The sequence below is a fragment of the Mesorhizobium sp. CO1-1-8 genome, assembly GCF_020164875.1.
In the GTDB taxonomy this organism is placed as follows: domain Bacteria; phylum Pseudomonadota; class Alphaproteobacteria; order Rhizobiales; family Rhizobiaceae; genus Mesorhizobium.
The window spans coordinates 12,245-38,715 of the sequence record NZ_JAIUGZ010000021.1 but is presented as its reverse complement, the minus strand read 5'-3'; the positions used below and the strand labels follow the sequence as shown (position 1 = coordinate 38,715).

The 26,471-nt window shown below is 62.1% G+C and carries 26 protein-coding genes and 1 pseudogene; 24 read left to right on the top strand and 3 right to left on the bottom strand.

What is annotated here, in order from left to right; all coding sequences use genetic code 11:
- The first annotated feature begins 45 nt into the window (after positions 1 to 45).
- The 16 genes and pseudogenes from LB558_RS29215 (at position 46) to LB558_RS29140 (ending at position 13,521) form a co-directional block, all read left to right on the top strand.
- A complete protein-coding gene (locus LB558_RS29215) occupies positions 46 to 336 on the top strand; it encodes a Dabb family protein (RefSeq protein WP_224700692.1) in 291 nt (96 codons plus the stop codon).
- A 115-nt stretch (positions 337 to 451) separates the two neighbouring features.
- Positions 452 to 1,339: a VOC family protein gene (locus tag LB558_RS29210; protein ID WP_224700691.1), complete on the top strand. Its 888-nt coding sequence runs from the start codon at positions 452 to 454 to the stop codon at positions 1,337 to 1,339.
- Positions 1,336 to 2,196 (top strand): 3-deoxy-8-phosphooctulonate synthase, encoded by an 861-nt coding sequence (kdsA, locus tag LB558_RS29205; RefSeq protein ID WP_224700690.1) that lies wholly within the window; start codon positions 1,336 to 1,338, stop codon positions 2,194 to 2,196. Before LB558_RS29210 ends, kdsA begins: the two co-directional genes overlap by 4 nt.
- A gap of 116 nt (positions 2,197 to 2,312) precedes the next feature.
- A pseudogene (locus LB558_RS29200) lies at positions 2,313 to 2,496 on the top strand (dodecin family protein).
- Between the two features lie 84 nt (positions 2,497 to 2,580).
- Positions 2,581 to 2,946, top strand: a complete 366-nt coding sequence (locus tag LB558_RS29195) for a PRC-barrel domain-containing protein (protein ID WP_127260143.1) — start codon at positions 2,581 to 2,583, stop codon at positions 2,944 to 2,946.
- A 483-nt stretch (positions 2,947 to 3,429) separates the two neighbouring features.
- Entirely contained in the window at positions 3,430 to 4,704 is a 1,275-nt protein-coding gene (gene eno, locus LB558_RS29190; protein ID WP_136622487.1) for a phosphopyruvate hydratase, read from the top strand.
- 276 nt (positions 4,705 to 4,980) lie between these two features.
- A complete protein-coding gene (locus LB558_RS29185; RefSeq protein WP_224700688.1) occupies positions 4,981 to 5,304 on the top strand; it encodes an FtsB family cell division protein in 324 nt (107 codons plus the stop codon).
- Positions 5,305 to 5,498: 194 nt separating this feature from the next.
- Complete coding sequence (gene pdhA, locus LB558_RS29180; protein WP_183452669.1) at positions 5,499 to 6,536, top strand: pyruvate dehydrogenase (acetyl-transferring) E1 component subunit alpha; 1,038 nt, start codon at positions 5,499 to 5,501, stop codon at positions 6,534 to 6,536.
- Between the two features lie 15 nt (positions 6,537 to 6,551).
- Positions 6,552 to 7,955, top strand: coding sequence for a pyruvate dehydrogenase complex E1 component subunit beta (locus LB558_RS29175; protein WP_224700687.1), 1,404 nt, complete (start codon positions 6,552 to 6,554; stop codon positions 7,953 to 7,955).
- An 18-nt stretch (positions 7,956 to 7,973) separates the two neighbouring features.
- Entirely contained in the window at positions 7,974 to 9,344 is a 1,371-nt protein-coding gene (locus LB558_RS29170; protein ID WP_224700686.1) for a pyruvate dehydrogenase complex dihydrolipoamide acetyltransferase, read from the top strand.
- A 14-nt stretch (positions 9,345 to 9,358) separates the two neighbouring features.
- Positions 9,359 to 9,514, top strand: a complete 156-nt coding sequence (locus LB558_RS29165; protein WP_224700685.1) for a hypothetical protein — start codon at positions 9,359 to 9,361, stop codon at positions 9,512 to 9,514.
- The gene (locus tag LB558_RS29160) at positions 9,511 to 10,146 is read left to right on the top strand and encodes an SGNH/GDSL hydrolase family protein (protein WP_224700684.1); all 636 of its coding nucleotides are present in this window, start codon (positions 9,511 to 9,513) and stop codon (positions 10,144 to 10,146) included. Before LB558_RS29165 ends, LB558_RS29160 begins: the two co-directional genes overlap by 4 nt.
- 11 nt (positions 10,147 to 10,157) lie before the next feature.
- On the top strand, positions 10,158 to 11,603 hold the full coding sequence (lpdA, locus tag LB558_RS29155; protein WP_224700683.1) for a dihydrolipoyl dehydrogenase: 1,446 nt from the start codon (positions 10,158 to 10,160) through the stop codon (positions 11,601 to 11,603).
- 89 nt (positions 11,604 to 11,692) lie between these two features.
- On the top strand, positions 11,693 to 11,950 hold the full coding sequence (locus tag LB558_RS29150) for a GlsB/YeaQ/YmgE family stress response membrane protein (protein WP_023812036.1): 258 nt from the start codon (positions 11,693 to 11,695) through the stop codon (positions 11,948 to 11,950).
- 134 nt (positions 11,951 to 12,084) lie between these two features.
- Positions 12,085 to 13,050, top strand: coding sequence for a lipoyl synthase (lipA, locus tag LB558_RS29145; protein WP_224700723.1), 966 nt, complete (start codon positions 12,085 to 12,087; stop codon positions 13,048 to 13,050).
- 12 nt (positions 13,051 to 13,062) lie between these two features.
- Positions 13,063 to 13,521, top strand: coding sequence for a type II toxin-antitoxin system RatA family toxin (locus LB558_RS29140; RefSeq protein ID WP_224700682.1), 459 nt, complete (start codon positions 13,063 to 13,065; stop codon positions 13,519 to 13,521).
- Here LB558_RS29140 and LB558_RS29135 read toward each other — a convergent pair.
- Together LB558_RS29135 and LB558_RS29130 are read right to left on the bottom strand one after the other, a co-directional pair.
- Positions 13,497 to 14,006: a CinA family protein gene (locus tag LB558_RS29135; protein WP_224700681.1), complete on the bottom strand. Its 510-nt coding sequence runs from the start codon at positions 14,004 to 14,006 to the stop codon at positions 13,497 to 13,499. The genes LB558_RS29140 and LB558_RS29135 overlap by 25 nt on opposite strands.
- The gene (locus tag LB558_RS29130; protein ID WP_224700680.1) at positions 14,003 to 15,232 is read right to left on the bottom strand and encodes a bifunctional 2-C-methyl-D-erythritol 4-phosphate cytidylyltransferase/2-C-methyl-D-erythritol 2,4-cyclodiphosphate synthase; all 1,230 of its coding nucleotides are present in this window, start codon (positions 15,230 to 15,232) and stop codon (positions 14,003 to 14,005) included. Before LB558_RS29130 ends, LB558_RS29135 begins: the two co-directional genes overlap by 4 nt.
- A 242-nt stretch (positions 15,233 to 15,474) precedes the next feature.
- Between LB558_RS29130 and dusB the strand changes: the two genes are divergently transcribed.
- The 8 genes from dusB (at position 15,475) to hflX (ending at position 25,611) form a co-directional block, all read left to right on the top strand.
- Positions 15,475 to 16,503 (top strand): tRNA dihydrouridine synthase DusB, encoded by a 1,029-nt coding sequence (gene dusB / locus LB558_RS29125; protein WP_224700679.1) that lies wholly within the window; start codon positions 15,475 to 15,477, stop codon positions 16,501 to 16,503.
- Complete coding sequence (locus LB558_RS29120; RefSeq protein ID WP_224700678.1) at positions 16,500 to 17,642, top strand: two-component system sensor histidine kinase NtrB; 1,143 nt, start codon at positions 16,500 to 16,502, stop codon at positions 17,640 to 17,642. The genes dusB and LB558_RS29120 overlap by 4 nt, the downstream gene beginning before the upstream one ends.
- Positions 17,639 to 19,099 carry a nitrogen regulation protein NR(I) gene (gene ntrC, locus LB558_RS29115; RefSeq protein ID WP_224700677.1) on the top strand — a complete coding sequence of 487 codons (1,461 nt, stop codon included), beginning with the start codon at positions 17,639 to 17,641 and terminating at the stop codon, positions 19,097 to 19,099. The genes LB558_RS29120 and ntrC overlap by 4 nt, the downstream gene beginning before the upstream one ends.
- 129 nt (positions 19,100 to 19,228) lie before the next feature.
- Positions 19,229 to 21,514, top strand: coding sequence for a sensor histidine kinase NtrY-like (locus LB558_RS29110; protein ID WP_224700676.1), 2,286 nt, complete (start codon positions 19,229 to 19,231; stop codon positions 21,512 to 21,514).
- Positions 21,504 to 22,865 (top strand): sigma-54-dependent transcriptional regulator, encoded by a 1,362-nt coding sequence (locus LB558_RS29105; protein WP_127259225.1) that lies wholly within the window; start codon positions 21,504 to 21,506, stop codon positions 22,863 to 22,865. Before LB558_RS29110 ends, LB558_RS29105 begins: the two co-directional genes overlap by 11 nt.
- A gap of 99 nt (positions 22,866 to 22,964) precedes the next feature.
- The gene (locus LB558_RS29100; RefSeq protein WP_224700675.1) at positions 22,965 to 23,828 is read left to right on the top strand and encodes a D-amino-acid transaminase; all 864 of its coding nucleotides are present in this window, start codon (positions 22,965 to 22,967) and stop codon (positions 23,826 to 23,828) included.
- A 145-nt stretch (positions 23,829 to 23,973) separates the two neighbouring features.
- The gene (gene hfq, locus LB558_RS29095) at positions 23,974 to 24,219 is read left to right on the top strand and encodes an RNA chaperone Hfq (protein WP_006202172.1); all 246 of its coding nucleotides are present in this window, start codon (positions 23,974 to 23,976) and stop codon (positions 24,217 to 24,219) included.
- A complete protein-coding gene (gene hflX / locus LB558_RS29090; RefSeq protein ID WP_224700674.1) occupies positions 24,220 to 25,611 on the top strand; it encodes a GTPase HflX in 1,392 nt (463 codons plus the stop codon).
- Between the two features lie 6 nt (positions 25,612 to 25,617).
- Here hflX and mazG read toward each other — a convergent pair whose 3' ends face one another.
- Positions 25,618 to 26,442, bottom strand: a complete 825-nt coding sequence (gene mazG / locus LB558_RS29085; RefSeq protein ID WP_013531500.1) for a nucleoside triphosphate pyrophosphohydrolase — start codon at positions 26,440 to 26,442, stop codon at positions 25,618 to 25,620.
- Positions 26,443 to 26,471: the final 29 nt, after the last annotated feature.

The window sequence follows — 26,471 nt, the reverse complement described above, 5'->3', positions numbered from 1 at the left end:
TGCCGTCACAAAAGAACCCCGGCATTTTTGATCGAGGAGGCGGCGTTGATCCGGCATATCGTTTTCTTCAGCGCGCGGCGTAAAGAGGATGTCGAGGCCGTGCGCACCGGCCTGCTGGCGCTCGGCGAGATTCCCCATTCCAGCCTGTTCGAGGTCACGCTCAACACCAAGGTCGATCCGATGTCGGATGAAGTCGACGTGGTCGTCTATGCGGAGTTCGCCGATGACGCCGCGCTGGCCGCCTACAAGGCGCACCCGCTCTATGCGCAGACCACCAGCAAGGTCAAACCGATGCGCGAACTGCGCTATTCCGCCGATGTCGTTGCCGGAAGCTGATTGAGGCCTTGTACCAGTTGGTGCCTTTTCCACGTCCGGTGAACTGGCGGGCGAACTGGCCGGGATTGCGATCAAGTCTTGAACCGATTTGCGGAATGATGCACATCGCGGCTGCATGACCCGAACCACCACTGGCACTCATCCGCTCGATCACCTGGTGCTGCCGACGCAGAGCCTTGAGGTGGCGCGAGCCCGGCTCGCCGCGCTTGGCTTCGTCGTGGCCCCGACCGGCATCCATCCCTTCGGAACGGAAAACTGCTGTGTTTTCCTGGCCGACGGCCCCTATCTCGAACCGCTGGCGGTCGGCGACGAACAGGTGGCGACAAAGGCTATCGCAGACGGCAATGTCTTCGTCACGCGTGATCGCGCCTATCGCGACGGCAACGGCGACGAGGGATTTTCCGCCATTGTTCTAGGTACGGGCAATGCCGATGCCGACCATGGACGCTATGTCGATGCCGGCGTCTCGGCGGGAGAAATGCTGGGTTTTTCGCGCGCCTTCACCGACCCGGCCGGCAAAAGCGACACCGCATCGTTCAAGCTCGCCTTCGCAGCCGGAGCCGAAGCCACGGACGCCTTTCTGTTTGCCTGCGAGCGCGTCAACGCGCCTGATGTTGACCGCACGGCTTTGCAGGCCCACGCCAACGGCGCGACCGGAATTGTCGAGATCTTGGCGGTCAGCGATGCGCCTGGTAAGCAGCATGGGCTGATTTCCGTGGCGGTGGATGATCCGGCCGCCGACAGGCAGGGCGGCATGTTTCCCTTGCCGAATGCAGATTTGAGCGTGCTCGACCGCGCGGCTTTCACCGCGCGCTTTGGCCTGCCGGCCGGCGCGCCGACAGATCTGCGCTTCGCAGCGGTGGTCTTTTCGGTTCGGAACGCCGATGTGACATCGAGGCTGCTTGCAGCCAATTCCGTCCAATACGATATAACGGGCAATGATATTGTCGTGCGGCCCGCACCCGGACAGGGCGCGGCTTTCATCTTCCGGGAGATCCCATGAGCAAGCCGCAAGCGTCCAGTTCGATGGCGCCCAATTCGTCTGTAACCGTCGGCAATGTCGTCTTCGACAACAAGGCGGCTTTGTCCCTGATCGCCGGCCCGTGCCAGTTTGAATCGCGCCAGCATGCCTTCGACATGGCCGGCGCGCTGAAGGAACTGACCGGCAGGCTCGGCATAGGCCTCGTCTACAAGACCAGCTACGACAAGGCCAACCGCACCTCGCTGTCGGCGACGCGCGGCGCCGGCATGGACGCGGCTCTTCCCGTCTTCGACGAACTGCGCAAGGAATTTTCGCTCCCCGTGCTGACCGATGTCCACACCGAGGAGCAGTGCGCCATCGTCGCGCCGCATGTCGATGTCCTGCAGATTCCGGCTTTCCTGTCGCGCCAGACCGACATGCTGGTCGCCGCGGCGAAAACCGGCAAGGTCATCAACGTGAAGAAGGGACAGTTCCTTGCTCCCTGGGACATGAAGAACGTCGTCGCCAAGATCACCGGTTCCGGCAACGCCAATGTGCTGACCACCGAGCGCGGCGCCTCTTTCGGCTACAACACGCTGGTCTCCGACATGCGCGCTCTTCCCATCATGGCCGAGATCGGCGCGCCGGTGATCTTCGATGCTACCCATTCGGTGCAGCAGCCGGGCGGGCAGGGGGGCTCCTCGGGCGGCGAGCGCCGCTTTGTCGAGACGCTGGCGCGCGCGGCCGTCGCTGTCGGCGTCGCCGGCGTGTTCATCGAGACCCATCAGGATCCTGACAATTCGACCTCTTCCGACGGCCCGAACATGCTGCCGCTGAAGGACATGCCTGCCCTGCTCGATCGGCTGATGGCATTCGACCGCATCGCCAAGGGTCTCTAGCCCGGACATATCCTCTGTCGACCGCCGACGCTTGTGGAGGCGCAAGCCGCCTGTACGCTCGACCGGCAAATGAGCGTTTTGGCAGCAGGAGCGATGTCTGTCCCCGCGGCACCGAAATCACATCGTCATCGAAGAAGAGCTTTCTTTCAGGACGCCATCGAACAGGGAATTGCGCGCGCACCCAAAACCCCGAAGAACGTCGAGGGCGCCTGGATCCAGGACCAGAAGATCGTCGTCCAAGACGGCAAGATTGTTGCTTATCGCGTCAATATGAAGGTCACCTTCGTCGTCGCGGAGTGATCGGTCGACGCCGAAAAAGTCGGGAACCTTCGCCTGCGCCCCTCATTGTCCAAGTATGGTTCAACGACTGTGAGGAGCACAATCATGACAACCCAGACAGGCCACACCCAAGCCATCGCCGCTTCGCGAGTCATCGGCACATCGGTCTACAACACCGAAGGTACGAGCATCGGCAGCATCGAGGATGTAATGCTCGACAAGATGGCGAACGGCATTATGTTCGCGGTGATCGGTTTTGGCGGCTTCCTCGGCATCGGCGAGAAATATCACGCCATTCCGTGGGCCAGCCTCGACTATGATGAGGACATGGGCGGCTATGTCGTGCCGTTTTCCAAGGAGCAGTTGAAGGCGGCACCCGCCTATTCGATCAACGAACTGACCGACGCGAATGGCGAGACCGCTCGCGACGCATCCTACGAATACTACAAAGTCACGCCTTACTGGCACTGACAGCCCAAAACCAAAAATGGCCCCGTTGCGACGGGGCCATTTTTTGGTTTGATGCAGCAGCTACTCGCTGATGTGCAAAGGGACTATCGCCTTGGACGGCGACTGCCGATTGTCGCATGACGTCAGAAAGGCCGCCGCGATCAGGAACAGACTCACGATACCACTCAACTGGGACATGGCGAAACTCCTCCTGTTTCGCCCCGCGCGCTGCACCTTAACCGGAAGCCGGCTGATCGTACATGACTTATGATGACAGCGATTTGCGCTTCGTGAATCGCCTGATCCATGTCGCCCAAAAGTAGTCCCGGTTTTGGGAGAACGACATGCTTGAAAACAAAACCTGAAGCGTCGCGACTGAATCCGTTTTAAACGCGCCGCGCTTTGGGCTGATGCCGCGGCAATAATTGCCGGCCGGCCGATTGCCTTTTGCGGCGCTTTGGCTAAGACGTGCGGCATTCATCAGATCAATCGAGGACATCGCAAATGACCGCCATCATCGACATTGTCGGGCGTGAAATCCTGGACAGCCGTGGAAATCCGACCGTCGAGGTCGATGTCATTCTCGAAGACGGCTCGATGGGCCGCGCGGCGGTGCCGTCGGGCGCCTCGACCGGTGCCCACGAGGCCGTTGAACTGCGCGACGGCGGCGCCCGCTATCTCGGCAAGGGTGTGCTCAAGGCGGTCGAAGCGGTGAACGGCGAGCTGTTCGAGGCGATCGGCGGCATGGAAGCCGAAAACCAGATCCATATCGACCAGACCATGATCGAGCTTGACGGCACACCCAACAAGAGCCGGCTCGGCGCCAACGCCATTCTCGGCGTGTCGCTGGCGGTGGCCAAGGCCGCGGCCGATGCTTCGGGTCTGCCGCTCTACCGTTATGTCGGCGGCACCAAGGCGCATGTCCTGCCGGTGCCGATGATGAACATCATCAATGGCGGCGCGCATGCCGACAACCCGATCGACTTCCAGGAGTTCATGATCCTGCCGATCGGTGCGCCGACGCTGCGCGAAGGGGTGCGCTGGGGTTCGGAAATCTTCCACACGCTGCGCAAGAAGCTGAAGGATGCCGGCCACAACACTAATGTCGGCGACGAGGGCGGCTTCGCCCCGAACCTGAAGAGCGCGCCGGTGGCTCTCGATTTCATCATGGAATCGATCGAGCAGGCCGGCTTCAAGCCGGGCGAGGAAATTGCGCTCGGCCTCGATTGCGCGGCGACCGAATTCTTCAAGGACGGGAACTACGTCTATGAGGGCGAGAAGAAGACGCGTGACCCCAAGGCGCAGGCCAAATACCTGGCCAAGCTTGCCGCCGACTATCCGATCATCTCGATCGAAGACGGCCTGGCCGAGGACGATTGGGAAGGCTGGAAGTATCTGACCGACCTGATTGGCAAGAAGACGCAGCTGGTCGGTGACGACCTGTTCGTCACCAATACGGCGCGGCTGCGCGACGGCATCCGCATGGGCGTTGCCAATTCGATCCTGGTCAAGGTCAACCAGATCGGCTCGCTGACGGAAACGCTCGACGCCGTCGAGACCGCGCACAAGGCCGGCTACACCGCCGTCATGTCGCACCGCTCGGGCGAAACCGAGGATTCGACCATTGCCGATCTCGCCGTCGCCACCAATTGCGGACAGATCAAGACCGGCTCGCTGTCGCGCTCGGACCGTATGGCCAAGTACAACCAGCTGATCCGCATTGAGGAAGAACTCGGCAAGCAGGCAAGCTACGCCGGCAAGTCGGTGGTCAAGGGCTGATCCGGAAACACCGGCTCATCGATACCGGACAAAAGGGCGGGAGCATTCCCGCCCTTTTTCGTTTCGGCGCCGCCAAACAGGTCGCCTGTAACCGTCCGTTAAGCACAATCGGGCGAAAAAGATCGCGAGCCGCCTGAGTTCGCGGCCTAGAGCCGGATGATTTCAGGTCTGTTCGACCCGAAATCTGAATCCGACTCTAAATCAAAGAGATAGAGCATTAGGTCGTCCGAAAACCGCTTCCCACTTTTCGGCATCATGCTCTAGAGGAATCGGGCGATGTGGACGCGTCAGCACAAGCAGAGAAACACCGGCCGGCTGATCATTCCCTCGCTTTGCGTGGCGTTCCTGGCCTATTTCGGCTTTCATGCCTATCACGGCGAATTCGGCATCTACTCGAAATATCAGCTGGAAGCCCAGACGGTTGTGCTGCAGGGCCAGCTCGATGCGATCAAGGCGCGCCGCATGGAACTTGAGCGCCGCGTTCGACTGATGCATGAAGGCACGCTCGAGAAGGACATGCTCGATGAGCAGGCGCGCAAGGCACTCAATCTGTCCCAGGCTGACGAAATCACCATTATGTTGCCGACCTCAGCGAAATAACTTATTTCAAGTTAATCGCCAATATTTTCAATGATTTTAAACGCTTAGGCGCATGCCAGCTATGCAAATTCGGCATGGCGCAACGCTCTGACGCGTGTTAGCCTCCCTGAAATCGGTGGGGAGGAGCTGATCTCCCCAGAGCAGATTTCATCCTGCTCTAATGTCCGCAAAGAGACGCCAACAGGGAGTGATGCATGGCCACCGCCGCCAGAAAAGCGCCTGCCAAATCCAAATCCGACGGCAAATCGGGGCTTTCCGCACCCAAGCCTGCCGAATTCACCAGGGACGAAGAGCTTGCCGCCTACCGGCACATGCTGCTCATCCGCCGCTTCGAGGAAAAGGCCGGCCAGCTTTATGGCATGGGTTTCATCGGCGGCTTCTGCCACCTTTATATCGGCCAGGAAGCGGTCGTCACCGGCATGAAGATGGCGCTGATCGACGGCGACCAGATGATCACCGCTTATCGCGACCACGGCCACATGTTGGCGATGGAGCTGTCGCCGCGCGGCGTCATGGCCGAGCTGACCGGGCGTCGCGGCGGCCTGTCGCGGGGCAAGGGCGGCTCCATGCACATGTTCTCCAAGGAAAAGCACTTTTACGGCGGTCACGGCATCGTCGGCGCCCAGGTGTCGCTCGGCACGGGCTTGGCCTTCGCCAACCGCTACCGCGACAACAACAATGTCTCGCTGACTTATTTCGGCGACGGCGCGGCCAACCAGGGCCAGGTCTATGAAAGCTTCAACATGGCCTCGCTGTGGAAGCTGCCGGTGATCTACATCATCGAGAACAACCGCTATGCCATGGGCACCTCGGTGTCGCGCTCTTCGGCGGAAACCAATTTTTCGCACCGTGGCGCTTCGTTCAAGATTCCCGGCATCCAGGTCGATGGCATGGACGTCCGCGCCGTTAAGGCCGCCGGTGACCAGGCGACTGAATGGTGCCGCGCCGGCAACGGACCGATCATTCTCGAAATGCAGACCTACCGCTACCGCGGCCACTCGATGTCCGATCCGGCAAAATACCGCTCGAAGGAAGAAGTGCAGAAGATGCGCTCCGACCATGACCCGATCGAACAGGTCAAGGCGCGGCTGATCGAGAAGAAGTGGGCGACCGAAGACGAGCTCAAGACCATCGACAAGGAGGTCCGCGACATCGTCGCCGACGCCGCCGAATTTGCCCAGAACGATGCAGAGCCGGATCCGTCCGAACTCTGGACCGATATCGTATTGTAACGGGAGGGCAAGGACATGCCGATCGAAATTCTCATGCCCGCTCTCTCGCCGACCATGGAAGAGGGCAATCTTTCCAAGTGGTTGAAGAACGAGGGCGACAAGGTCGTCGCCGGCGACGTGATCGCCGAAATCGAGACCGATAAGGCGACAATGGAAGTCGAGGCCGTCGATGAAGGCACGCTGGGCAAGATCCTGATCGCCGCTGGCACCGAGGGCGTCAAGGTCAACACGCCGATCGCCGTTTTGCTTCAGGACGGCGAAAGTGCCGGGGATATCGGCAAGGCCGCGGCTCCCGCCAAGGCGGAAGCACCTGCAAACGCAGAGGCTCCGGCCGCCGCCGAGGACAAGGCGGAGGCAGCAAAGCCTGCCGCCGCACCGGTCGCTGCTGCACCAAAGACGGAAATCGCCGCCGATCCGGACATTCCGGCTGGCACGGAGATGGTCTCGACCACGGTGCGTGAAGCGCTGCGCGATGCGATGGCCGAGGAAATGCGCCGCGACGGCGATGTTTTTGTCATGGGCGAGGAGGTCGCCGAATACCAGGGCGCCTACAAGATCACGCAAGGGCTGCTGCAGGAGTTCGGGCCGCGCCGCGTCGTCGACACGCCGATCACCGAGCATGGCTTTGCCGGCGTCGGCGTCGGTGCGGCGATGGCCGGCCTGAAGCCGATCGTCGAGTTCATGACCTTCAACTTCGCCATGCAGGCGATCGACCAGATCATCAACTCCGCCGCCAAGACGCTCTATATGTCGGGCGGCCAGATGGGCGCGCCGATCGTGTTCCGTGGACCGAACGGTGCCGCCGCACGCGTCGCCGCCCAGCACTCACAGTGCTATGCCGCCTGGTACAGCCACATTCCGGGCCTGAAAGTGGTGATGCCCTACACGGCGGCCGACGCCAAGGGCCTGCTCAAGGCTGCAATCCGCGATCCCAATCCGATCATCTTCCTCGAGAACGAAATCCTTTACGGCCAGTCCTTCGACGTGCCGAAGCTGGATGATTTCGTGCTGCCGATCGGCAAGGCGCGTATTCACAAGACCGGCAAGGACGTTACCATCGTCTCGTTCGGCATCGGCATGACCTATGCGGTCAAAGCCGAGGCAGAATTGCGCGGCATGGGCATCGATGCCGAGATCATCGATTTGCGCACGATCCGTCCGCTTGACCTCGACACCATCATCGCCTCGGTCAAGAAGACCAACCGGCTGGTCGTGGTGGAGGAGGGCTATCCGCAAAGCTCGGTCGGCGATCACATCGCCAACCAGGTGTCGCAGCGCGCCTTCGATTTCCTCGATGCGCCTGTAATCACCATCGCCGGCAAGGATGTGCCGATGCCCTACGCGGCCAACCTCGAAAAACTGGCTTTGCCGAATGTCGGCGAGGTCATCGAGGCGGTCAAAGCCGTCACGTATCGCTGAACCGGGCGGGAGGACAACATGCCAATCAACATCACCATGCCGGCCCTGTCGCCCACGATGGAAGAGGGCAATCTGTCCAAGTGGCTTGTGAAAGAGGGCGACAAGGTTTCGCCGGGCGATGTCATCGCCGAGATCGAGACCGACAAGGCGACGATGGAAGTCGAGGCTGTCGATGAGGGGACGGTCGCCAAGCTCGTCGTTCCCGCCGGCACAGAGGGCGTCAAGGTCAACGCGCTGATCGCGGTGCTTGCTGCTGAAGGTGAGGATGCAGGCGCTGCCGCGAAAAGCGGTGGCGGTGCGCCACCGAAAGCCGAAGCGCCGAAGGCTGAAGCGCCCAAGGCTGAAGCGGCCAAGGCCGAGGCACCGAAGGCAGAACCTGCTGCCGCAGCCGCTCCGAACGCCGAGGCGGCTCCAGCCGGCAATGGTCATGCTGCTGGTGAGCGCACTTTCGCCTCGCCGCTTGCACGCCGCATCGCCAAGGAGGCCGGCGTCGATGTGTCCGGTGTGACCGGCACCGGCCCGCATGGCCGTGTGGTGAAGGCCGATGTCGATGCCGCGATTGCCGGCGGTGGCGCCAAGGCAGCACCCGCAGCCAAGGCTCCGGCCGGCGCTCCTGCTCCTGCGCCTGCGGTAAAGGCGATGTCGGACGATCAGGTGCTGAAACTGTTCGAACAGGGCTCCTACGACCTCGTGCCGCATGACAACATGCGCAAGACCATTGCGCGGCGCCTGGTCGAGGCCAAGACCACCATTCCGCATTTCTACCTGACGCTTGATTGCGAGCTCGATGCGCTGCTGGCGCTGCGCACGCAGATCAATGCGGCGGCTCCGGTGAAGAAGACCGACAAGGGCGAGGCTCCGGCCTACAAGCTGTCGGTCAACGATATGGTGATCAAGGCCATGGCCATGGCGCTGAAGGCAGTGCCGGATGCCAATGCGTCATGGACCGAAACCGCCATGGTCAAGCACAAGCATGCCGATGTCGGCGTTGCCGTGTCGATCCCTGGCGGGCTGATCACGCCGATCATTCGGCATGCCGACGAAAAGACGCTGTCCACCATCTCCAACGAGATGAAGGATCTGGCCAGCCGAGCGCGCAGCCGCAAGCTGAAGCCGGAAGAATACCAGGGCGGCACCACGGCGGTGTCCAACCTCGGCATGTTCGGCATCAAGGATTTTGCCGCCGTCATCAACCCGCCGCATGCGACCATCCTGGCCGTCGGTGCCGGTGAGGAGCGGGCGGTGGTCAAGAACGGCGAGATCAAAATCGCCACCGTGATGTCGGTGACGCTGTCGACCGACCATCGTGCTGTCGACGGTGCGCTCGGCGCCGAACTGCTGGTCGCCTTCAAGCGCCTGATCGAGAACCCGATGGGCATGCTGGTCTAGGAAGGGAGAGGACGGTGCGGACAGTCTTCACCAGCCTCTTCGCTTTCATCATTTCCGGATTCGCCGGCGGCATGGTTGCACAGCCGAACCTGGCCACTGTGCTGGTTCACTGGCTGTTCGTGCGCTGGCGGGTGGGAAGCGGTTCGATCAAGGCACAGGTGGGCGCATGAAGACGGTTCTTTGCTACGGCGACTCGCTGACCTGGGGCTACAATGCCGAAGGCGGACGCCACGCGCTGGAAGACCGCTGGCCGAGCGTACTGGAGGCCGGGCTCGGCAGTGGCGTCGAAGTCATCGCCGAAGGCCTCAATGGCCGCACCACCGCCTTCGACGACCATCTGGCTGGCGCCGATCGCAACGGCGCCAGGCTGCTGCCGACGATCCTGACGACGCATGCTCCAATCGACCTGATTGTCATCATGCTCGGTGCCAACGACATGAAGCCGTGGATCCACGGCAATCCGGTCGCGGCCAAGCAAGGTATCCAGCGTCTGATCGACATCGTGCGTGGCCATGACTACCCGTTCGAATGGCCGGCGCCGCAGATCCTGATCGTGTCGCCGCCTGTGGTCAGCCGCACCGACAATGCCGAATTCAAGGAAATGTTTGCCGGCGGCGACGACGCTTCGACCCGGCTGGCGCCGCTCTATGCCGCCCTTGCCGATGAGGCTGGCTGCGGCTTCTTCGACGCCGGCAGCGTGGCAGCGACCACCCCGCTCGACGGTGTCCACCTCGATGCCGAAAACACACGAAACATAGGCGAGGCGCTGACACCAGTCGTGCGCGTCATGCTGGAATTGTGAAGGAGAAGACCGTGGCTGAGAACTATGACGTCATCATCATCGGCTCCGGCCCTGGCGGCTACGTCACGGCTGTGCGTTCCGCCCAGCTCGGCTTCAAGACGGCGATCGTCGAGCGCGAGCATCTCGGCGGCATATGCCTCAACTGGGGCTGCATCCCGACCAAGGCGCTGCTGCGCTCGGCCGAGATCATGCATTATTCGGATCATCTGAAGGATTACGGGCTGAAGCTGGACGGCAAGGTCAGCGTCGACACGGCTGCCGTGGTCGACCGCTCGCGAAAGGTCTCGTTGCGCCTCAACGGTGGCGTTGCCTTCCTGATGAAGAAGAACAAGGTCGACGTCATCTGGGGCGAAGCCAAGCTTTTGAAGCCAGGTGAGATCGTCGTGTCGAAGACGGCCAAGAAGCCGATGGAGCCGCAGCCGCCTGTGCCGAAAGGCGTCAAGGGCGAGGGCACCTACACCGCCAAGCACATCATCCTGGCGACCGGCGCCCGGCCGCGCGCGCTGCCCGGCATCGAGCCGGACGGCAAGCTGATCTGGACCTATTTTGAGGCCATGGTACCGAAGGAGATGCCGAAATCGCTGCTGGTCATGGGGTCAGGCGCCATCGGCATCGAATTCGCCTCCTTCTACCGCACCATGGGCGCCGACGTGACGGTGGTCGAGTTGTTGCCGGCGGTGATGCCGGTCGAGGATGCTGAAGTCTCGAAATTCGCGCAAAAGCAGTTCGAGAAGCAAGGCATGAAGATCATCCTCGAAGCCAAGGTGACCAAGGTCGAGAAGGGCACGAACTCGGTCACCGCGCATGTCGAGATGAAGGATGGCAAGGTCGAGAAGATCACCGCCGATCGGATGATCTCGGCCGTCGGCGTGCAGGGCAACATCGAGGGCCTCGGGCTCGAGGCGCTCGGCGTGAAGACCGAACGTGGCTGCGTCGTCGTTGACGGCTACGGCAAGACCAACGTGCCGGGCATCTACGCCATCGGCGATGTCGCCGGTCCGCCCATGCTTGCCCACAAGGCCGAGCATGAAGGCGTGGTGTGCGTCGAAAAGATCGCGAACTTTCCCGGCGTGCATGCCATCGACAAGCTCAAGATCCCCGGCTGCACCTACTGCAACCCGCAGGTCGCCTCTGTTGGTCTGACCGAAGCGAAGGCCAAGGCCGAGGGCAAGGAAATCCGCGTCGGGCGCTTCCAGTTCGCCGCCAATGGCAAGGCTATTGCGCTCGGCGAGGATCAGGGTTTCATCAAGACCATCTTCGACAAGAAGACCGGTCAATTGCTCGGCGCCCACATGGTCGGCGCCGAAGTGACCGAACTGATCCAGGGCTTTGTCGTGGCGATGAACCTCGAAACAACCGAGGAAGAGCTGATGCACACCATCTTCCCGCACCCGACGCTGTCGGAGATGATGAAGGAAAGCGTGCTCGACGCCTATGGCCGCGCGCTCAACGCGTGATAGATTGAAAGCGCTGCTACAGATGGAACCCGGCGGCAAGGTACTTCGTTTGCGGATGCACTTTCTTCCATCACACAAGGAGACGGCATATGCACCTGAATGGCGTCGGCTGGATAGCAGCCATCATTATCGGCGGTCTGGCAGGCTGGTTCGCCGAAATGTTCATGAAGAGCAACACCGGCATCTTCATGAACATTGTTATGGGTATCGTTGGCGCGGTCGTGCTGAACGCCATTCTGCAGGCTCTCAATTTCGGCCCGTTCGGGGTTGGCTGGATTGCCTATCTGATCACCGGCTTTATCGGCGCCTGCCTGCTGATCTGGGCCGGACGCCTGGTGCGTCGTTAATACCGCTGAAGAACCGCTATGAGAAAAAGGCTGTTGCGGCATGCGCCGCAGCGGCCTTTTTCTTTGCGTTGAAAAGTCTTAGATGAACACGGCGAACGCCTGACTGGCGGTCGCGAATGAAACCAGGTTTCCCGATGGTCACTGTCCTCGATACGATCGCCAACGCCCCGCGCTTGCGGCATCCGGAAAAGGCGCACAAGCCTGATCAGGATGTGCTGCGCAAGCCCGACTGGATCCGCGTCAAAGCGCCGATGTCGAAGGGCTATGCCGAAACGCGCGAAATCGTGAAGTCGCACAAGCTGGTGACGGTCTGCGAAGAGGCCGGCTGCCCCAACATCGGCGAGTGCTGGGAAAAGAAGCACGCCACCTTCATGATCATGGGCGAGATTTGCACGCGCGCCTGCGCGTTCTGCAACGTCGCCACCGGCATTCCGACAGCACTTGATGCCGATGAGCCGGCCCGCGTCGCGCATGCCGTCAAGCAGATGGGCCTGACCCATGTCGTCATCACCTCGGTCGACCGCGACGATCTTGCCGATGGCGGTGCGCAGCATTTCGCCGAGGTCATCCGCGCCATTCGGGCGGCAACGCCGTCGACCACGATCGAAATCCTGACGCCCGACTTCCTGCGCAAGGAAGGCGCGCTGGAGATCGTCGTGGCGGCCAAGCCCGACGTCTTCAACCATAATCTCGAAACCGTACCGTCGAACTATCTGACGGTTCGTCCGGGCGCCCGCTATTTCCATTCGATCCGGCTGTTGCAGCGGGTCAAGGAGCTTGATCCGTCGATCTTCACCAAGTCCGGCATCATGGTGGGGCTGGGCGAAGAGCGGAATGAAATCCTGCAGTTGATGGACGATCTACGGTCCGCCAATGTCGACTTCATGACCATCGGCCAGTATTTGCAGCCGTCCAAGAAGCACCATCCGGTGATCCGTTTCGTCACGCCGGAGGAATTCAAGTCCTTCGAGACGATCGGCCGGACCAAGGGTTTCCTGCTGGTGGCATCGAGCCCGCTGACGCGCTCGTCGCATCATGCGGGCGATGATTTCGCCCGGCTGCGCGCGGCACGGGAAGCGATTCTCAAGAAATCGGCTTAATCAGCTGGTTTCATGCCAAAATTCGAAGCCACCCGACGCGTATCCCATACACCCGAGCAGATGTTCGCTTTGGTTGCCGATGTTGAATCCTATCCGCAATTCCTGCCGCTTTGCGAAGCGCTGACGGTTCGCTCGCGCAAGGAGCGTGACGGGCGTACCGTTCTCCTTGCCGACATGAGCATCGGCTACAAGGCGATCCGCGAAACCTTTACAACGCAGGTGCTGCTGAAGCCCGACGAGAGCACCATCGACGTGAAATACATCGACGGCCCGTTCAAATATTTGAGCAATGTCTGGCGTTTCGAACCCGACGGCGCCGGTTGCGCCGTCCGCTTCTTCATCGACTACGAGTTCAAGAGCCGTATTCTGGGCGCGGTCATGGGGACCATGTTCGATCGTGCCTTCCGCATGTTCGCGGAGGCTTTCGAGAAGCGCGCCGACGTCATCTACGGTGCGGCACCCTCGGCCTGAGGCCGGCCAAGCGCACGCAACCCCAGTTCCAATGCGTGCCGTACGGTTTCCCTGCGGATGAAGTCGCGACCCTTGTCGGCAAACAGCCTGTGTTCGGCTATCACGGCCTGGCCGTCCAGGCCGACCCCGAACCACACCAGGCCGACCGGTTTTTCCGTGGAACCGCCGCCGGGCCCGGCGATGCCGGTGACCGCCAGGGTCAGCCCGGCGCGCGAACGGGCAAGCGCGCCTGTCGCCATTTCGATCGCAGTCTCGCGTGAAACCGCGCCATGCGCCTCGAGCGTGGCGGCGGAAACACCGAGCATGTCCATCTTGGCTTCGTTGGAATAGGTGATGAAGCCGCGATCGACCACGGCGGAGGAGCCGGCGATGTCGGTAAGGGCGGCGATGATCATGCCGCCGGTGCAGCTTTCCGCGGTCGCCAGCATGATGCCGCGTTTTCGGCAGGCTTGCAGCAGGGCGTTCGCCAGCTCATTGTTGTTCATTCCGGCACCTCGCCGGGAAACACCACGCTGGCGGTGGCGATGGCCGCAATGCCTTCCTCGCGCCCGACAAAGCCGAGCTTTTCGTTGGTTGTCGCCTTGATCGAGATGCGGTCCGCGGAAATTGCCAGCATCTGCGACAGGGCTGCCGTCATCGCCTCGCGATGCGGGCCGACGCGCGGCGCTTCGCAGATCAGCGTGATATCGGCATTGGCGATGCGGCCGCCGCGCTCGCGCACCAGCCCTGCCGCATGCTCGACGAAGATCCGCGACGCAGCGCCTTTCCATTGCGGGTCGGACGGCGGAAAATGCGTGCCGATGTCGCCGGCGCCGCAAGTCGCCAGCAGCGCATCGGTCAAGGCGTGCAGACCGACATCGGCGTCTGAATGGCCCGACAGTTTCTTGTCGTGCGCAATGGCGACGCCACACAGGGTGACATGGTCGCCGGGCTCGAAGGCGTGGACGTCGTAGCCATTGCCGGTACGGATGTCGGGAAAGCGCACGCGTTCGCCGGAAAGCCGCTGGTCCGCCATCGCAATATCCCGTGCCCAGGTGAGTTTGACATTGTCGGGCGAGCCCGGAACGATCTTGACCGGAATATGCGCCCATTCGGCGATCGCGGCGTCATCGGTAAAATCCATTTTTCCCAGATGATGGGCTTTCTCGTGTGCGGCAAGAATGGGCCAGAACGGAAAGCCCTGTGGCGTTTGCGCCGCGTGAAGCCCGCTGCGCGAAACGGTTTCGCCAACCACGCCGGAGGCCGATTCGCGCTTCAGCGTGTCGGCGACGGGCAAAGCGGGCAATGCGCCCTCGCGCTCGCCGATGGCGGCGATGGTACGATCTATCAGGTCCGCATCGACAAACGGGCGGACGGCATCATGGATCAGAACCTGCCCCGGCGCGTGGCCTCTTAGGGCAAGCAGGCCGAGGCGGACGGATTCCTGCCTGGTTGCCCCGCCGATAACGGCGGTGACACGCTCGGCGTTGACGCCCGCCGCCTGCCGGAACAGTTCATGGTCGTCGGCATGAATGGCGACGACGATCTCGCCGGTCCGCGGGTGGGCCAGAAAAATGTCCAGCGTGTGCGCGATGACGGCAAAGCCGCCAATGTGTTGATATTGCTTCGGTCCGTTGGCCTGTCCGGCGCGCGCGCCACGGCCGGCCGCAACGATCACCACCGCGACCTTGCCATCCTCACTCGAAACGTGATTTTCACTTGCGTCAGTCATGCCCGTTTGGTCCTAGCGCACGATCCCGAAAAGTGTAATCGGTTTTCGGAAAGATCGTGCGCTAACTATGAAATTCCAAAGCCTCTTTGCGCGTCTCAAGAACGCGCGGCGCCTCGGTCGCGGCCAAAGCCGAAGGCCAGTATTTTCCCAATTGCGCCTTAATGTGGCGTCATTCCGCGTTGCACATCGCGGCCGATATGGCTAGAGAATGTGCAGCGAATGAAGATGCTTGGTTTTTGTGCATGGTTAACTTGACCAAATTGGCCGCGCCGCTTGATGTCGGCGGTGTGAGACTCCGCAATCGCGTGTTCCTCGCGCCGATGTCGGGAATTACGGACGAGCCGTTCCGGCAGCGTGCCCACGCGCATGGAGCGGGCCTGGTCGTGTCCGAAATGGTTGCCAGCGGGGAACTCGCCAAGGGCAGGGCCGGTTTCAACCTGCGCATACGCCACTCCGGCCTGCCCGTCCATATGGTTCAGCTTGCAGGCTGTGAGGCGCTGCACATGGCCGAAGGTGCCAGGATCGCAGCCGGTGAGGGGGCCGACATTATCGACATCAACATGGGCTGCCCGGCCAAAAAGGTCACAGGCGGTTATGCCGGTTCGGCATTGATGCTGGATCTCGACCACGCGCTGTCGCTGATCGACGCCGTTGTCGGCGCGGTCGAGGTGCCGGTGACGGTCAAGATGCGGCTTGGCTGGGACGAAGGCGCGCTCAACGCGCCGATGCTGGCGCGCCGCGCCGAGCAGGCCGGCGTCAGCATGGTGACCGTGCACGGCCGAACGCGCTGCCAGTTCTATCAGGGCAAAGCCGACTGGCGCGCCATCGCCCGCGTCAAGGAAGCCGTGTCCATCCCGGTCGTCGCCAATGGTGACGTCTCTTCGCCGACGGAAGCGGCCGACATTCTCGATCAATCGGGTGCCGACGCCGTGATGATCGGCCGTGCCCATTATGGCGCGCCCTGGATCGCAGGTGGCATTGCGTCCGCAGCGAAAGGTGAAGCGACGCCAAATATTCCACAGAACCCGACGGCGCTCGCCGACTACATCGTGGCCCACTACGAGGACATGCTGGTGCTCTACGGCGCCGAGAGCGGCCTGCGCCAGGCGCGCAAGCATCTCGGGTGGTATCTTGATCGGCATGCCGGCGGCGTCGCCGACGACAGCCGAAAGGCCATACTGACCGCATTCGAGCCAGCGCGCGTCATCGCCTTGCTGCGCGACGTGTTTTCGCGCGATCCGCAACCTTTGAACCTGCGGAGCGCCGCATGAACGCCGCCGCCGGCCAAGGCGCTAAAATGACGGATGCCGCCCAGATCGTGCTCAACACCATCCGCCGCCCGGTGATCATGATCAGCGAGGAGGGGTTCATCACCTTCGCCAACGCTGACGCGGAGGACTTCTTTCGTTCGAGCGCGACCATGCTCGCCCGCAACACGCTGTCAAAACTCATTCCCTTCGGCAGCCCGCTGCTGACGCTGGTCGACCAGGTGCGCGAGCGCCGAGCCCCGGTCAACGAGTATCGGGTCGACGTGTCGTCGCCGCGCCTCGGCATCGAGAAGGTCGTCGATCTCTATGTCGCGCCGGTACCGGAATTTCCGGGCTCGGTGGTGGTGATGTTCCAGGAACGGTCGATGGCCGACAAGATCGACCGGCAGATGACGCATCGGGGCGCAGCACGCTCGGTCACCGGCCTGGCGGCAATGCTTGCCCATGAGATCAAGAACCCGCTCTCCGGTATCCGCGGCGCTGCCCAGTTGCTGGAACTGTCGGCTACCGACGAGGACCGTGCGCTGACGCGGCTGATCACCGACGAGACCGACCGCATCGTGTCGCTGGTCGATCGCATGGAGGTGTTTTCCGACGAGCGGCCGATCGACCGCTACCCCGTCAACATCCATGTCGTGCTCGACCATGTGAAGGCGATTGCCAAGAACGGTTTTGCCAAGAGAATCAAGATATTGGAGGACTATGATCCTTCTCTGCCTCCGGTGTTTGCCAACCGCGACCAGCTCATCCAGGTGTTCCTCAATCTGGTCAAGAACGCCGCTGAGGCGATCGGCAGCGACCCGCAGGGCGAGATTGTGCTGTCGACCGCATTCCGGCCGGGTATCCGCGTTTCCGTTCCGGGCACGCAGGACCGCGTATCGCTGCCGCTGGAATTTTGCGTGCGCGACAACGGCTCCGGCGTCTCGGAAGATATTTTGCCGATCCTGTTCGACCCGTTCATCACCACCAAGCCGAACGGCTCGGGACTGGGGCTGGCGCTGGTCGCCAAGATCGTCGGCGAGCATGGCGGCATCATCGAATGCGAATCGACGCCGCGCGGCACCACATTCCGCATCCTGATGCCGGCCTGGAAAGAAGCGCCAAACGGCACCGATGATGACGGTGAAGGAGACCGCAAATGACCGTTCGCGGCAATATCCTCGTCGCCGACGACGACGCGGCGATCCGTACCGTCCTCAACCAGGCGCTTTCGCGCGCCGGTCATGAGGTGCGCGTCACATCCAACGCTTCGACGCTTTGGCGCTGGGTGGCGGCGGGCGAGGGCGATCTGGTCATCACCGATGTGGTGATGCCGGACGAAAACGCTTTCGACATGCTGCCGCGCATCAAGAAGGCGAGGCCGGAGCTGCCGGTCATCGTCATGAGCGCCCAGAACACCTTCATGACGGCCATCCGCGCGTCCGAAACCGGCGCCTATGAATATCTGCCGAAGCCGTTCGACCTGACCGAGCTGCTCAACATCGTCAACCGGGCGCTTTCCGAGCCGCGTCGGCCGAAGATCGATCCGAGGCCGGAAGAACAGCCCGACGCGATGCCGCTGGTCGGCCGCTCGGCCGCCATGCAGGACATCTACCGCATGCTGGCGCGCATGATGCAGACCGACCTGACGGTGATGATCTCGGGCGAATCCGGCACCGGCAAGGAGCTGGTGGCGCGCGCGCTGCATGAATATGGCCGCCGTCGCGGCGGCCCCTTCGTCGCCATCAATATGGCGGCGATCCCGCGCGACCTGATCGAATCGGAACTGTTCGGTCACGAGAAGGGTGCCTTCACCGGCGCGCAGAACCGCTCGACCGGGCGCTTCGAGCAGGCTGAAGGCGGTACTTTGTTCCTCGACGAGATCGGCGACATGCCGATGGAGGCGCAGACACGCCTGCTGCGCGTGCTCCAGCAGGGCGAATACACGACGGTTGGCGGACGCACGCCGATCAAGACCGACGTGCGCATCGTCGCCGCTACCAACAAGGATCTGCGCACGCTGATTAACCAGGGGCTGTTCCGCGAGGATCTGTTCTATCGCCTCAACGTCGTGCCGCTCCGGTTGCCGGCGCTGCGCGAGCGCTCCGAGGATGTGCCGGATCTCGTCCGGCACTTCTTCAAGCTCGGCGAGATGGAAGGCCTGCAGACCAAGCGCATTTCTTCTGGCGGCATCGAGTTGATGAAGCGCTATCCATGGCCTGGCAATGTGCGCGAACTGGAAAACCTGGTTCGCAGGCTCGCTGCGCTCTATTCGCAGGACGAGATTTCCGCCGAGATCATCGAAGCCGAACTCAAGACCGGCGAACGTCCGGTAGTGCCGGGCGGCGGCAACCTCATTCCCGACGACCTGTCGATCGGCCAGGCGGCCGAGCATTTTCTGCAGCGCTATTTCGCCTCCTTTGCCGGCGAATTGCCTCCCGCCGGCCTCTACCAGCGCATTCTGGCCGAGGTCGAATATCCGCTCGTCCTAGCCTCGATGACGGCAACCCGCGGCAACCAGATCAAGGCCGCGGAATTGCTGGGATTGAACCGCAACACGCTACGCAAGAAGATTCGCGATCTCGGCGTCAACGTCTACAAATCGTCGCGGCAGGGCTGAGCCTTGATCTGAGCCCGCGCTCTTTTCAGGGGATCGGCTCGCGAAAGATTTCCGTCTCGGTCACACTTGTTGCATAATCGCCACAATGCGTTGCATACATCCGACGCAATCATGGCTCTAGACGGCGACATGGCTCTGCAGGCACCGACAACAAACCAATCGCTTTTCAGCGAACCCGGCGCTCGTGACGGGCGCCGGCTGCTTGCGCTGCCTGGCGTGATCGCGGTCGTCGGCGCGCTGATGACTGCGGCGATCTCGTTCACCATCCTCGTCGGTGCCACGCCGATCACACCGAATGAGTCGACGACGTTGGCGTTGATTGCCCTCAACGCGGCTTTCGTCCTGTTCCTCATCGCGCTGGTCGGACGTGAAGTGCACCGCATCCTGATGGCGCGCCGGCACGGCAAGGCCGCCTCGCGGCTGCATGTGCGCATTGTCGCCATGTTCGCCCTGGTTGCCGCCATTCCCGCCATCATGGTGGCCATCATCGCCTCAATCACGCTCGACATCGGCCTCGACCGCTGGTTCGAAATCCGCACCAAGACGATCGTCAATTCGTCGCTGTCGATCGCCGACGCCTATGTCCAGGAAAATGCCCGCAACCTCCAGGGCACGACACTGTCGATGGCCTATGATCTCGATGCGTCGCGCACACTCTACGGCCTCGATCGGACGGGCTTCCTCGACCTGATGAACAAGGAAGCCGTGGGCCGTTCGCTGGCCCATGCGGCGCTGATCAAACCTGACGGCTCGTTCGTCATGAGCGCCAAGACCGATACGGACTTCGCCATGCCCGAGCCGCCGGAAGGCGCCGTGGCCAGCGCTGCCGACGGCAAACCGGTGCTGATCGAACCGAAAACGCGCAACATCATGGGGGCCATCGTCAAGCTGCGGGAGATCGAAGGGCTCTATCTCTACACCATTAGGCTCGTCGATCCCGAAGTGATCAAGGCACGGCAGATCGTCAGGTCCAACACCGACGAATATCGTGGTCTCGAAGATAACAGGCGCACCTCGCAGGTGGCCTTCGCGCTGCCCTATCTGTCCCTGACGCTGATCATCATCCTATCCGCGATCTGGACCGGCATTGCGGTCGCCGACCGCCTGGTGCGGCCCATTCGCCAGCTCATCGGCGCCGCCGACGAGGTGGCGACCGGCAATCTCGACGTCGCGGTTCCCGTCAGGCCATCCGACGGCGATGTCGCCTCGCTCGGCGATACGTTCAACAAGATGCTTCTGGAACTGAAATCACAGCGCAACGAGATCCTGTCGGCCAAGGACCTGATCGACGAACGGCGCCGCTTCTCCGAAGCCGTGCTTGCCGGCGTCACCGCCGGCGTCATTGGCGTCGATCCCTACGGCATCGTTACCATCGTCAACCGTTCGGCCGAGGCGATGCTGGCGATTTCCGCCAGCGCAGCCCTTGGGCAGAACCTTTCCGCCGTGCTGCCGCATGTCGGCCGCGTCTTCGAGATTGGCCGCAAGTCCGGCAAGCCTGTCTATCGCGAGCAGGTGACCTTCTACCGCGCCGGCGCCGAGCGAACCTTCAACGTGCAGATCACCATCGAGGCCGGCGACGACGGCTCGGATGAAAAATCCTATGTCGTGACGGTCGACGACATCACCGATCTGGTTCAGGCCCAGCGCTCCTCCGCCTGGGCCGACGTGGCGCGGCGTATCGCCCACGAGATCAAGAATCCGCTGACGCCGATCCAGCTTTCCGCCGAACGCATCAAGCGACGCTTCGGCAAGGTCATCACCGAGGACCGCGAGATTTTCGATCAATGCACCGACACCATCATCCGGCAGGTCGAGGATATCGGCCGCATGGTCGACGAATTCTCGGCTTTCGCGCGCATGCCCAAGCCAGAGATGAAAGCCATCGACCTGCGCGAATCGTTGCGCGAGGCCTCGTTCCTGGTTGAAGTCAGCCGCGCCGACATTGCTTTCGAGCGCGTGTTCGGCAACGAGCCGCTCAAGGGTACGTTCGACAGCCGTCTGATGGCGCAGGCTTTCGGCAATGTGATCAAGAACGCCGCCGAGGCAATCGATGGATTGGAACAGAAGGACGGTTCGCACGGCATAATCCGGATTCAAGCCGGGCGCCAGAATGGCGCGATTCGAATCGACGTCATCGACAATGGCAAAGGCCTGCCGCGCGAGAATCGCCAACGGCTGCTCGAGCCCTATATGACCACACGCGAGAAGGGCACCGGGCTCGGTCTCGCTATCGTCAAGAAGATCGTGGAGGACCATGGTGGCAGGCTGGAGCTTCATGATGCCCCTGCGGACTTCCACAACGGGCGCGGCGCGATGATCAGCATCATCCTGCCGCCTGCGGCTGCTGCGTCTCCACGCGGCGAAAGCAGGACGGAAAACGAAAGAGAAACTGAAAAGGTCGGTAATGGCGTCTGATATTCTCATCGTCGATGACGAGGAAGACATCCGTGAACTCGTCGCGGGCATTCTGAGCGACGAAGGTCACGAAACCCGTACGGCGTTCGACGCAGACAGCGCGCTCGCTGCTATAGCTGATCGCGCGCCGCGGCTGATTTTCCTCGACATCTGGCTGCAGGGCTCGCGTCTGGACGGGCTGGCGCTGCTCGACGAGATCAAGACGATGCACCCGACCCTGCCGGTGGTGATGATCTCCGGCCACGGCAACATCGAAACGGCGGTTTCCGCCATCCGTCGCGGTGCCTATGACTTCATCGAAAAACCGTTCAAAGCCGACAGGCTGATCCTTATTGCCGAGCGTGCGCTCGAGACCTCGAAATTGCGGCGCGAGGTTTCCGACCTCAAGCTGCGCAGCGGCGAAACCTTCGACCTGATCGGCATGTCGTCGGCGATGAGCCAGTTGCGCCAGACCATCGAACGTGTCGCCCCGACCAACAGCCGCGTGATGATCATCGGACCGTCGGGCTCGGGCAAGGAGCTGGCCGCGCGCGCCATCCACACGCTGTCGGCGCGCAAGGGCGCACCTTTCGTGACGCTGAGCGCCGCCAACATCACGCCCGAGCGCATGGAGATCGAGCTGTTCGGCACCGAATCGAATGGCGTCGAGCGCAAGGTCGGCGCGCTGGAGGAGGCCCATCGCGGCATCCTCTACATCGACGAGGTGGCCGACATGCCGCGCGAGACGCAGAACAAGATCTTGCGCGTGCTGGTCGAGCAGCAGTTCGAGCGGGTAGGGGGAACCAAGCGGGTCAAGGTCGACGTCCGCATCATCTCCTCCACGTCGCAGAACCTCGAAGCGATGATTGCCGACGGTCGTTTTCGCGAGGATCTTTACCATCGCCTGGCGGTTGTTCCGGTCATCGTGCCGGGATTGGCCGAGCGGCGTGAGGATATTCCCTACCTCGTCGACAATTTCATGAAGCAGATTGCCCGCCAGGCCGGCATCAAGCCGCGCCGCATCGGCGACGACGCGCTGGCCGTTCTGCAGGCGCACAATTGGCCGGGCAACGTTCGTCAGTTGCGCAACAATGTCGAGCGCCTGATGATCCTTGCGCGCGGCGACGACGTCGATTCGCCGATTACCGCGGACCTGTTGCCGGCCGAGATCGGCGATGTCATGCCGCGCACGCCCAATCAATCCGACCAGCACATCATGGCGCTGCCGTTGCGTGAAGCGCGTGAGCAGTTCGAGAAGGACTATCTGATCGCCCAGATCAACCGGTTCGGCGGCAACATCTCGAAGACCGCCGAGTTCATCGGCATGGAGCGCTCCGCTCTGCATCGCAAGCTGAAGTCGCTGGGCGTCTGAGCGCGTCATATCCAGCCGCCGCGCCTGGGCCAAGCATTTGCCGGTTACGGCCGCAGTGGAATCGCATAAGAAAGCCCGAGAATTCCCTAGAGGTTGCCCATGCCGCGCATTGCCTATGTCAACGGGCGTTACGTCACGCACGCCGATGCTGCCGTGCATATCGAGGACCGTGGCTATCAGTTCGCTGACGGCGTCTATGAGGTCTGCGAGGTGGCGCGTGGTTTCATCGTCGATATGCCGCGCCACCTGGCCCGGCTGAACCGCTCGCTGAGCGAATTGTCGATCGCGTGGCCGGTCACCTCTCACGTGCTGCCGCTCATTCTGCGCGAGGTGGTCAATCGCAACCACGTCGCCAATGGCCTGGTCTACGTGCAGGTGACGCGCGGCGTGGCCAGCCGCGACTTCGCCTTCCCTTCCGCCGACACGAAGCCAGCCCTGGTGGTGACCGCCAGAAAGGCCGATCCCGCCGCTGGTGCAAAGCGAGCCGAGACCGGCATCGCGGTCATCACCGTGCCCGAGAACCGCTGGGACCGCGTCGACATCAAGACCGTTGGGCTGCTGCCCAATGTATTGGCCAAGCAGAAGGCCAAGGAAGCCGGCGCGCAGGAAGCCTGGTTCGTCGACGGTGAAGGCAACGTCAAGGAAGGCGGCTCGTCCAATGCCTGGATTGTCACCCGGGACGGCGTCCTGGTCACCAGGCCGGCCGAGCACGGCATCTTGCGCGGCATCACCCGCACGACCATGTTCGAAGTGGCGGCCAAGCTTGGCCTGAAGATCGAGGAGCGCGGTTTTTCCGTCGCCGAGGCCAAGGCGGCACGCGAGGCGTTCATCAGCTCCGCAACGACAATCGCCATGCCGGTGGTGGCCATCGACGGCGATACGGTCGCCAATGGGCATCCCGGCTCAATAACACTTTCGTTGCGGCAGGCCTTTTTTGACATTGCGGAAAAAAGTCCAGCCTGATAACCGCACAGGTGGAATGAACATCAATATATCTCGTTCTGCTTGTCGTTACTGACGACAAGACGGTGTTTGCGAGCTTGACATGCGCCCGTTAATTTGGCGCATTGGCTTGCAAACCGAAGGGGATCGGCGAAAGACAAGAACAATGGCGGAACGATCGCAAAACCTTCAGGACCTGTTCCTGAATTCAGTTCGCAAGAGCAAGAACCCGCTCACCATCTTCCTCATCAACGGCGTGAAGCTGACCGGCGTGGTCACTTCGTTCGACAATTTCTGTGTGCTGCTGCGCCGTGACGGTCACTCCCAGCTCGTCTACAAGCACGCTATTTCCACGATCATGCCGAGCCAGCCGGTTCAGATGTTCGATGGCGAGGAAAGCCAGGGCGCCTGATTGGCACGTGAGAAAGACGCGGACGCCACCGTTCGCGGGAAACAAGCGCATCACCCTGGGACCGAGGCCAAGGGCCCGACCCGGGCCGTTGTTATTGTGCCCGTCCTTACCCGCCACCAGCGCAACGACGACGAGACCAACCGCCCGCGGCTGATGCGTTCGGCTGATGCTCGTCACGACGAGGCCGTTGGCCTTGCCCGCGCCATCAACCTGGACCTGGTCCACACAGCGGTGGTGACCGTCAACGATCCGCGCCCGGCGACGCTGCTCGGCAGCGGCAAGGTCGCGGAGTTCGCGGAAATCGTCAAAGAGGGACATGCGGAAGTGGTCGTCGTCGACCATCCGCTGACCCCGGTGCAGCAGCGCAATCTCGAAAAAGAGCTGAACGCCAAGGTGCTGGATCGCACCGGGCTGATCCTCGAGATCTTCGGCGAGCGTGCACGCACCAAGGAAGGCACGCTGCAGGTCGAACTCGCCCATCTCAACTACCAGAAGGGCCGCCTCGTGCGCAGCTGGACCCATTTGGAGCGCCAGCGCGGCGGCGCCGGCTTCCTCGGGGGTCCCGGCGAAACACAGATCGAATCCGACCGGCGGCAGTTGCAGGAAAAGATCATCAAGCTGAAGCAGGAGCTGGAAACGGTGCGGCGCACGCGCGACCTGCACCGCGCCAAGCGCAGGAAGGTGCCGTTCCCGGTGGTGGCGATCGTCGGCTACACCAACGCCGGCAAGTCGACGCTGTTCAACCGGCTGACCGGAGCGGATGTGCTGGCGCAGGACATGTTGTTCGCCACGCTCGACCCGACGCTGCGCCGCGTGCGCCTGCCACATGGCACGCCGATCATTCTCTCCGACACGGTCGGTTTCATCTCGGACCTGCCGACGCATCTGATCGCAGCTTTCCGCGCCACCCTGGAAGAGGTGGTCGAGGCCGATCTCGTGCTTCATCTGCGCGACATTTCGGATCCGGACACGGCGGCCCAGGCCGAAGATGTCGAGCGTATCCTGGCCGATCTTGGCGTTGACGCCGGTGACGCCAAGCGTGTGATTGAAGTGTGGAACAAGATCGACCGGCTCGACGAGGGCAACCGGACCCGGCTGCTTGCCGATGGCGCCGACGCCAGCAAGGCGCCGCCGATTGCGGTGTCGGCGGTGACCGGCGAGGGTATCGATGCGCTGAAAGCGATCATCGAAACGCGAATGGCGGGCGAACTCGAAGACATGACGGTGACGATAGAACCGGCACAGTTCGGCCTTGTCGACTGGCTTTACCGCAATGGCGATGTCGTTTCGCGAAGCGACAATGATGACGGCAGCGCCACCATCTCGCTCAAGGCCACGCAAAGCGCCCGCGAAGAGATCGAAAGCAGATTGCGTCGTAAAAACAACGGCTAATGTAACTTACTTCGCGGTCTTAGCTTCCTGCCATAGTGCTTCCATCTCGGCCAGATCAGCCTTGTCCAGCGTGTTGCCGGCTTTCTCCAAAGCCTGCTCGACATAATGGAAACGTGAGCGGAATTTTTCGTTGGTGCCGCTCAGCGCTGCTTCCGAATCGAGTTTGAGGTGACGGCCGAGATTGACGACGGCAAACAGCATGTCGCCGAACTCGTCCTTGATCGAGGCGGTGTCACCCTTGGCCAGTGCCTCGCGCAGTTCGCCGATCTCTTCCTCGATCTTGTCGAGAATGGGCGCTGCCTCGCTCCAGTCGAAGCCAACGCGAGCGGCCTTCTCCTGAAGTTTCAGTGCTCGGGTCAGCGCGGGCAGGGCGACCGGAACGCTGTCCAGAAACCCCTTGCCGTTGTCTTCGGGATCGAGACCGCGGGCGAGACGGGCGCTTCGTTTCTCCGCCTTCTCTTCGGCCTTGATCTTTTCCCACATGCCCTTGGCCATGCCGGCGCTGCGGGCTTTTTCGTCGCCGAAGACATGTGGGTGGCGACGGATCATCTTCGTCGTGATGGCTTGCACCACGTCGGGGAAGGCAAACTCGCCGGCCTCTTCGGCCATCTGTGCGTGATAGACGACCTGCAGCAGCAGATCGCCGAGTTCGTCGCGCAGATCGTCCAGGTCGCCGCGCGCGATGGCATCCGCAACCTCATAGGCCTCTTCGATCGTATAGGGCGCGATGGTCGAGAAATCCTGTTCGATATCCCAGGGACAGCCGGTCTTCGGCGCCCGCAGCGCCGCCATGATCTCGATCAGGCGCGAAATGTCTTTCGATGGCGTCATCTAGAGCTATTCCAGGAAAAGTGTGAAAC

Excerpts from the sequence above, each read along its gene's own strand:
- LB558_RS29175 (WP_224700687.1), top strand. The coding sequence starts at position 6,552 with ATGCCGATCGAAATTCTCATGCCCGCTCTCTCGCCGACCATGGAAGAG.
- LB558_RS29170 (WP_224700686.1), top strand. The coding sequence starts at position 7,974 with ATGCCAATCAACATCACCATGCCGGCCCTGTCGCCCACGATGGAAGAG.
- LB558_RS29140 (WP_224700682.1), top strand. The coding sequence starts at position 13,063 with ATGCCAAAATTCGAAGCCACCCGACGCGTATCCCATACACCCGAGCAG.
- hfq (WP_006202172.1), top strand. The coding sequence starts at position 23,974 with ATGGCGGAACGATCGCAAAACCTTCAGGACCTGTTCCTGAATTCAGTT.
- LB558_RS29210 (WP_224700691.1), top strand. The coding sequence starts at position 452 with ATGACCCGAACCACCACTGGCACTCATCCGCTCGATCACCTGGTGCTG.
- LB558_RS29160 (WP_224700684.1), top strand. The coding sequence starts at position 9,511 with ATGAAGACGGTTCTTTGCTACGGCGACTCGCTGACCTGGGGCTACAAT.
- LB558_RS29100 (WP_224700675.1), top strand. The coding sequence starts at position 22,965 with ATGCCGCGCATTGCCTATGTCAACGGGCGTTACGTCACGCACGCCGAT.
- mazG (WP_013531500.1), bottom strand. The coding sequence starts at position 26,442 with ATGACGCCATCGAAAGACATTTCGCGCCTGATCGAGATCATGGCGGCG.
- dusB (WP_224700679.1), top strand. The coding sequence starts at position 15,475 with ATGGTTAACTTGACCAAATTGGCCGCGCCGCTTGATGTCGGCGGTGTG.
- LB558_RS29120 (WP_224700678.1), top strand. The coding sequence starts at position 16,500 with ATGAACGCCGCCGCCGGCCAAGGCGCTAAAATGACGGATGCCGCCCAG.
- ntrC (WP_224700677.1), top strand. The coding sequence starts at position 17,639 with ATGACCGTTCGCGGCAATATCCTCGTCGCCGACGACGACGCGGCGATC.
- LB558_RS29185 (WP_224700688.1), top strand. The coding sequence starts at position 4,981 with ATGTGGACGCGTCAGCACAAGCAGAGAAACACCGGCCGGCTGATCATT.
- kdsA (WP_224700690.1), top strand. The coding sequence starts at position 1,336 with ATGAGCAAGCCGCAAGCGTCCAGTTCGATGGCGCCCAATTCGTCTGTA.
- pdhA (WP_183452669.1), top strand. The coding sequence starts at position 5,499 with ATGGCCACCGCCGCCAGAAAAGCGCCTGCCAAATCCAAATCCGACGGC.
- LB558_RS29110 (WP_224700676.1), top strand. The coding sequence starts at position 19,229 with ATGGCTCTGCAGGCACCGACAACAAACCAATCGCTTTTCAGCGAACCC.
- LB558_RS29150 (WP_023812036.1), top strand. The coding sequence starts at position 11,693 with ATGCACCTGAATGGCGTCGGCTGGATAGCAGCCATCATTATCGGCGGT.
- lipA (WP_224700723.1), top strand. The coding sequence starts at position 12,085 with ATGGTCACTGTCCTCGATACGATCGCCAACGCCCCGCGCTTGCGGCAT.
- LB558_RS29135 (WP_224700681.1), bottom strand. The coding sequence starts at position 14,006 with ATGAACAACAATGAGCTGGCGAACGCCCTGCTGCAAGCCTGCCGAAAA.
- LB558_RS29130 (WP_224700680.1), bottom strand. The coding sequence starts at position 15,232 with ATGACTGACGCAAGTGAAAATCACGTTTCGAGTGAGGATGGCAAGGTC.
- LB558_RS29105 (WP_127259225.1), top strand. The coding sequence starts at position 21,504 with ATGGCGTCTGATATTCTCATCGTCGATGACGAGGAAGACATCCGTGAA.
- LB558_RS29195 (WP_127260143.1), top strand. The coding sequence starts at position 2,581 with ATGACAACCCAGACAGGCCACACCCAAGCCATCGCCGCTTCGCGAGTC.
- eno (WP_136622487.1), top strand. The coding sequence starts at position 3,430 with ATGACCGCCATCATCGACATTGTCGGGCGTGAAATCCTGGACAGCCGT.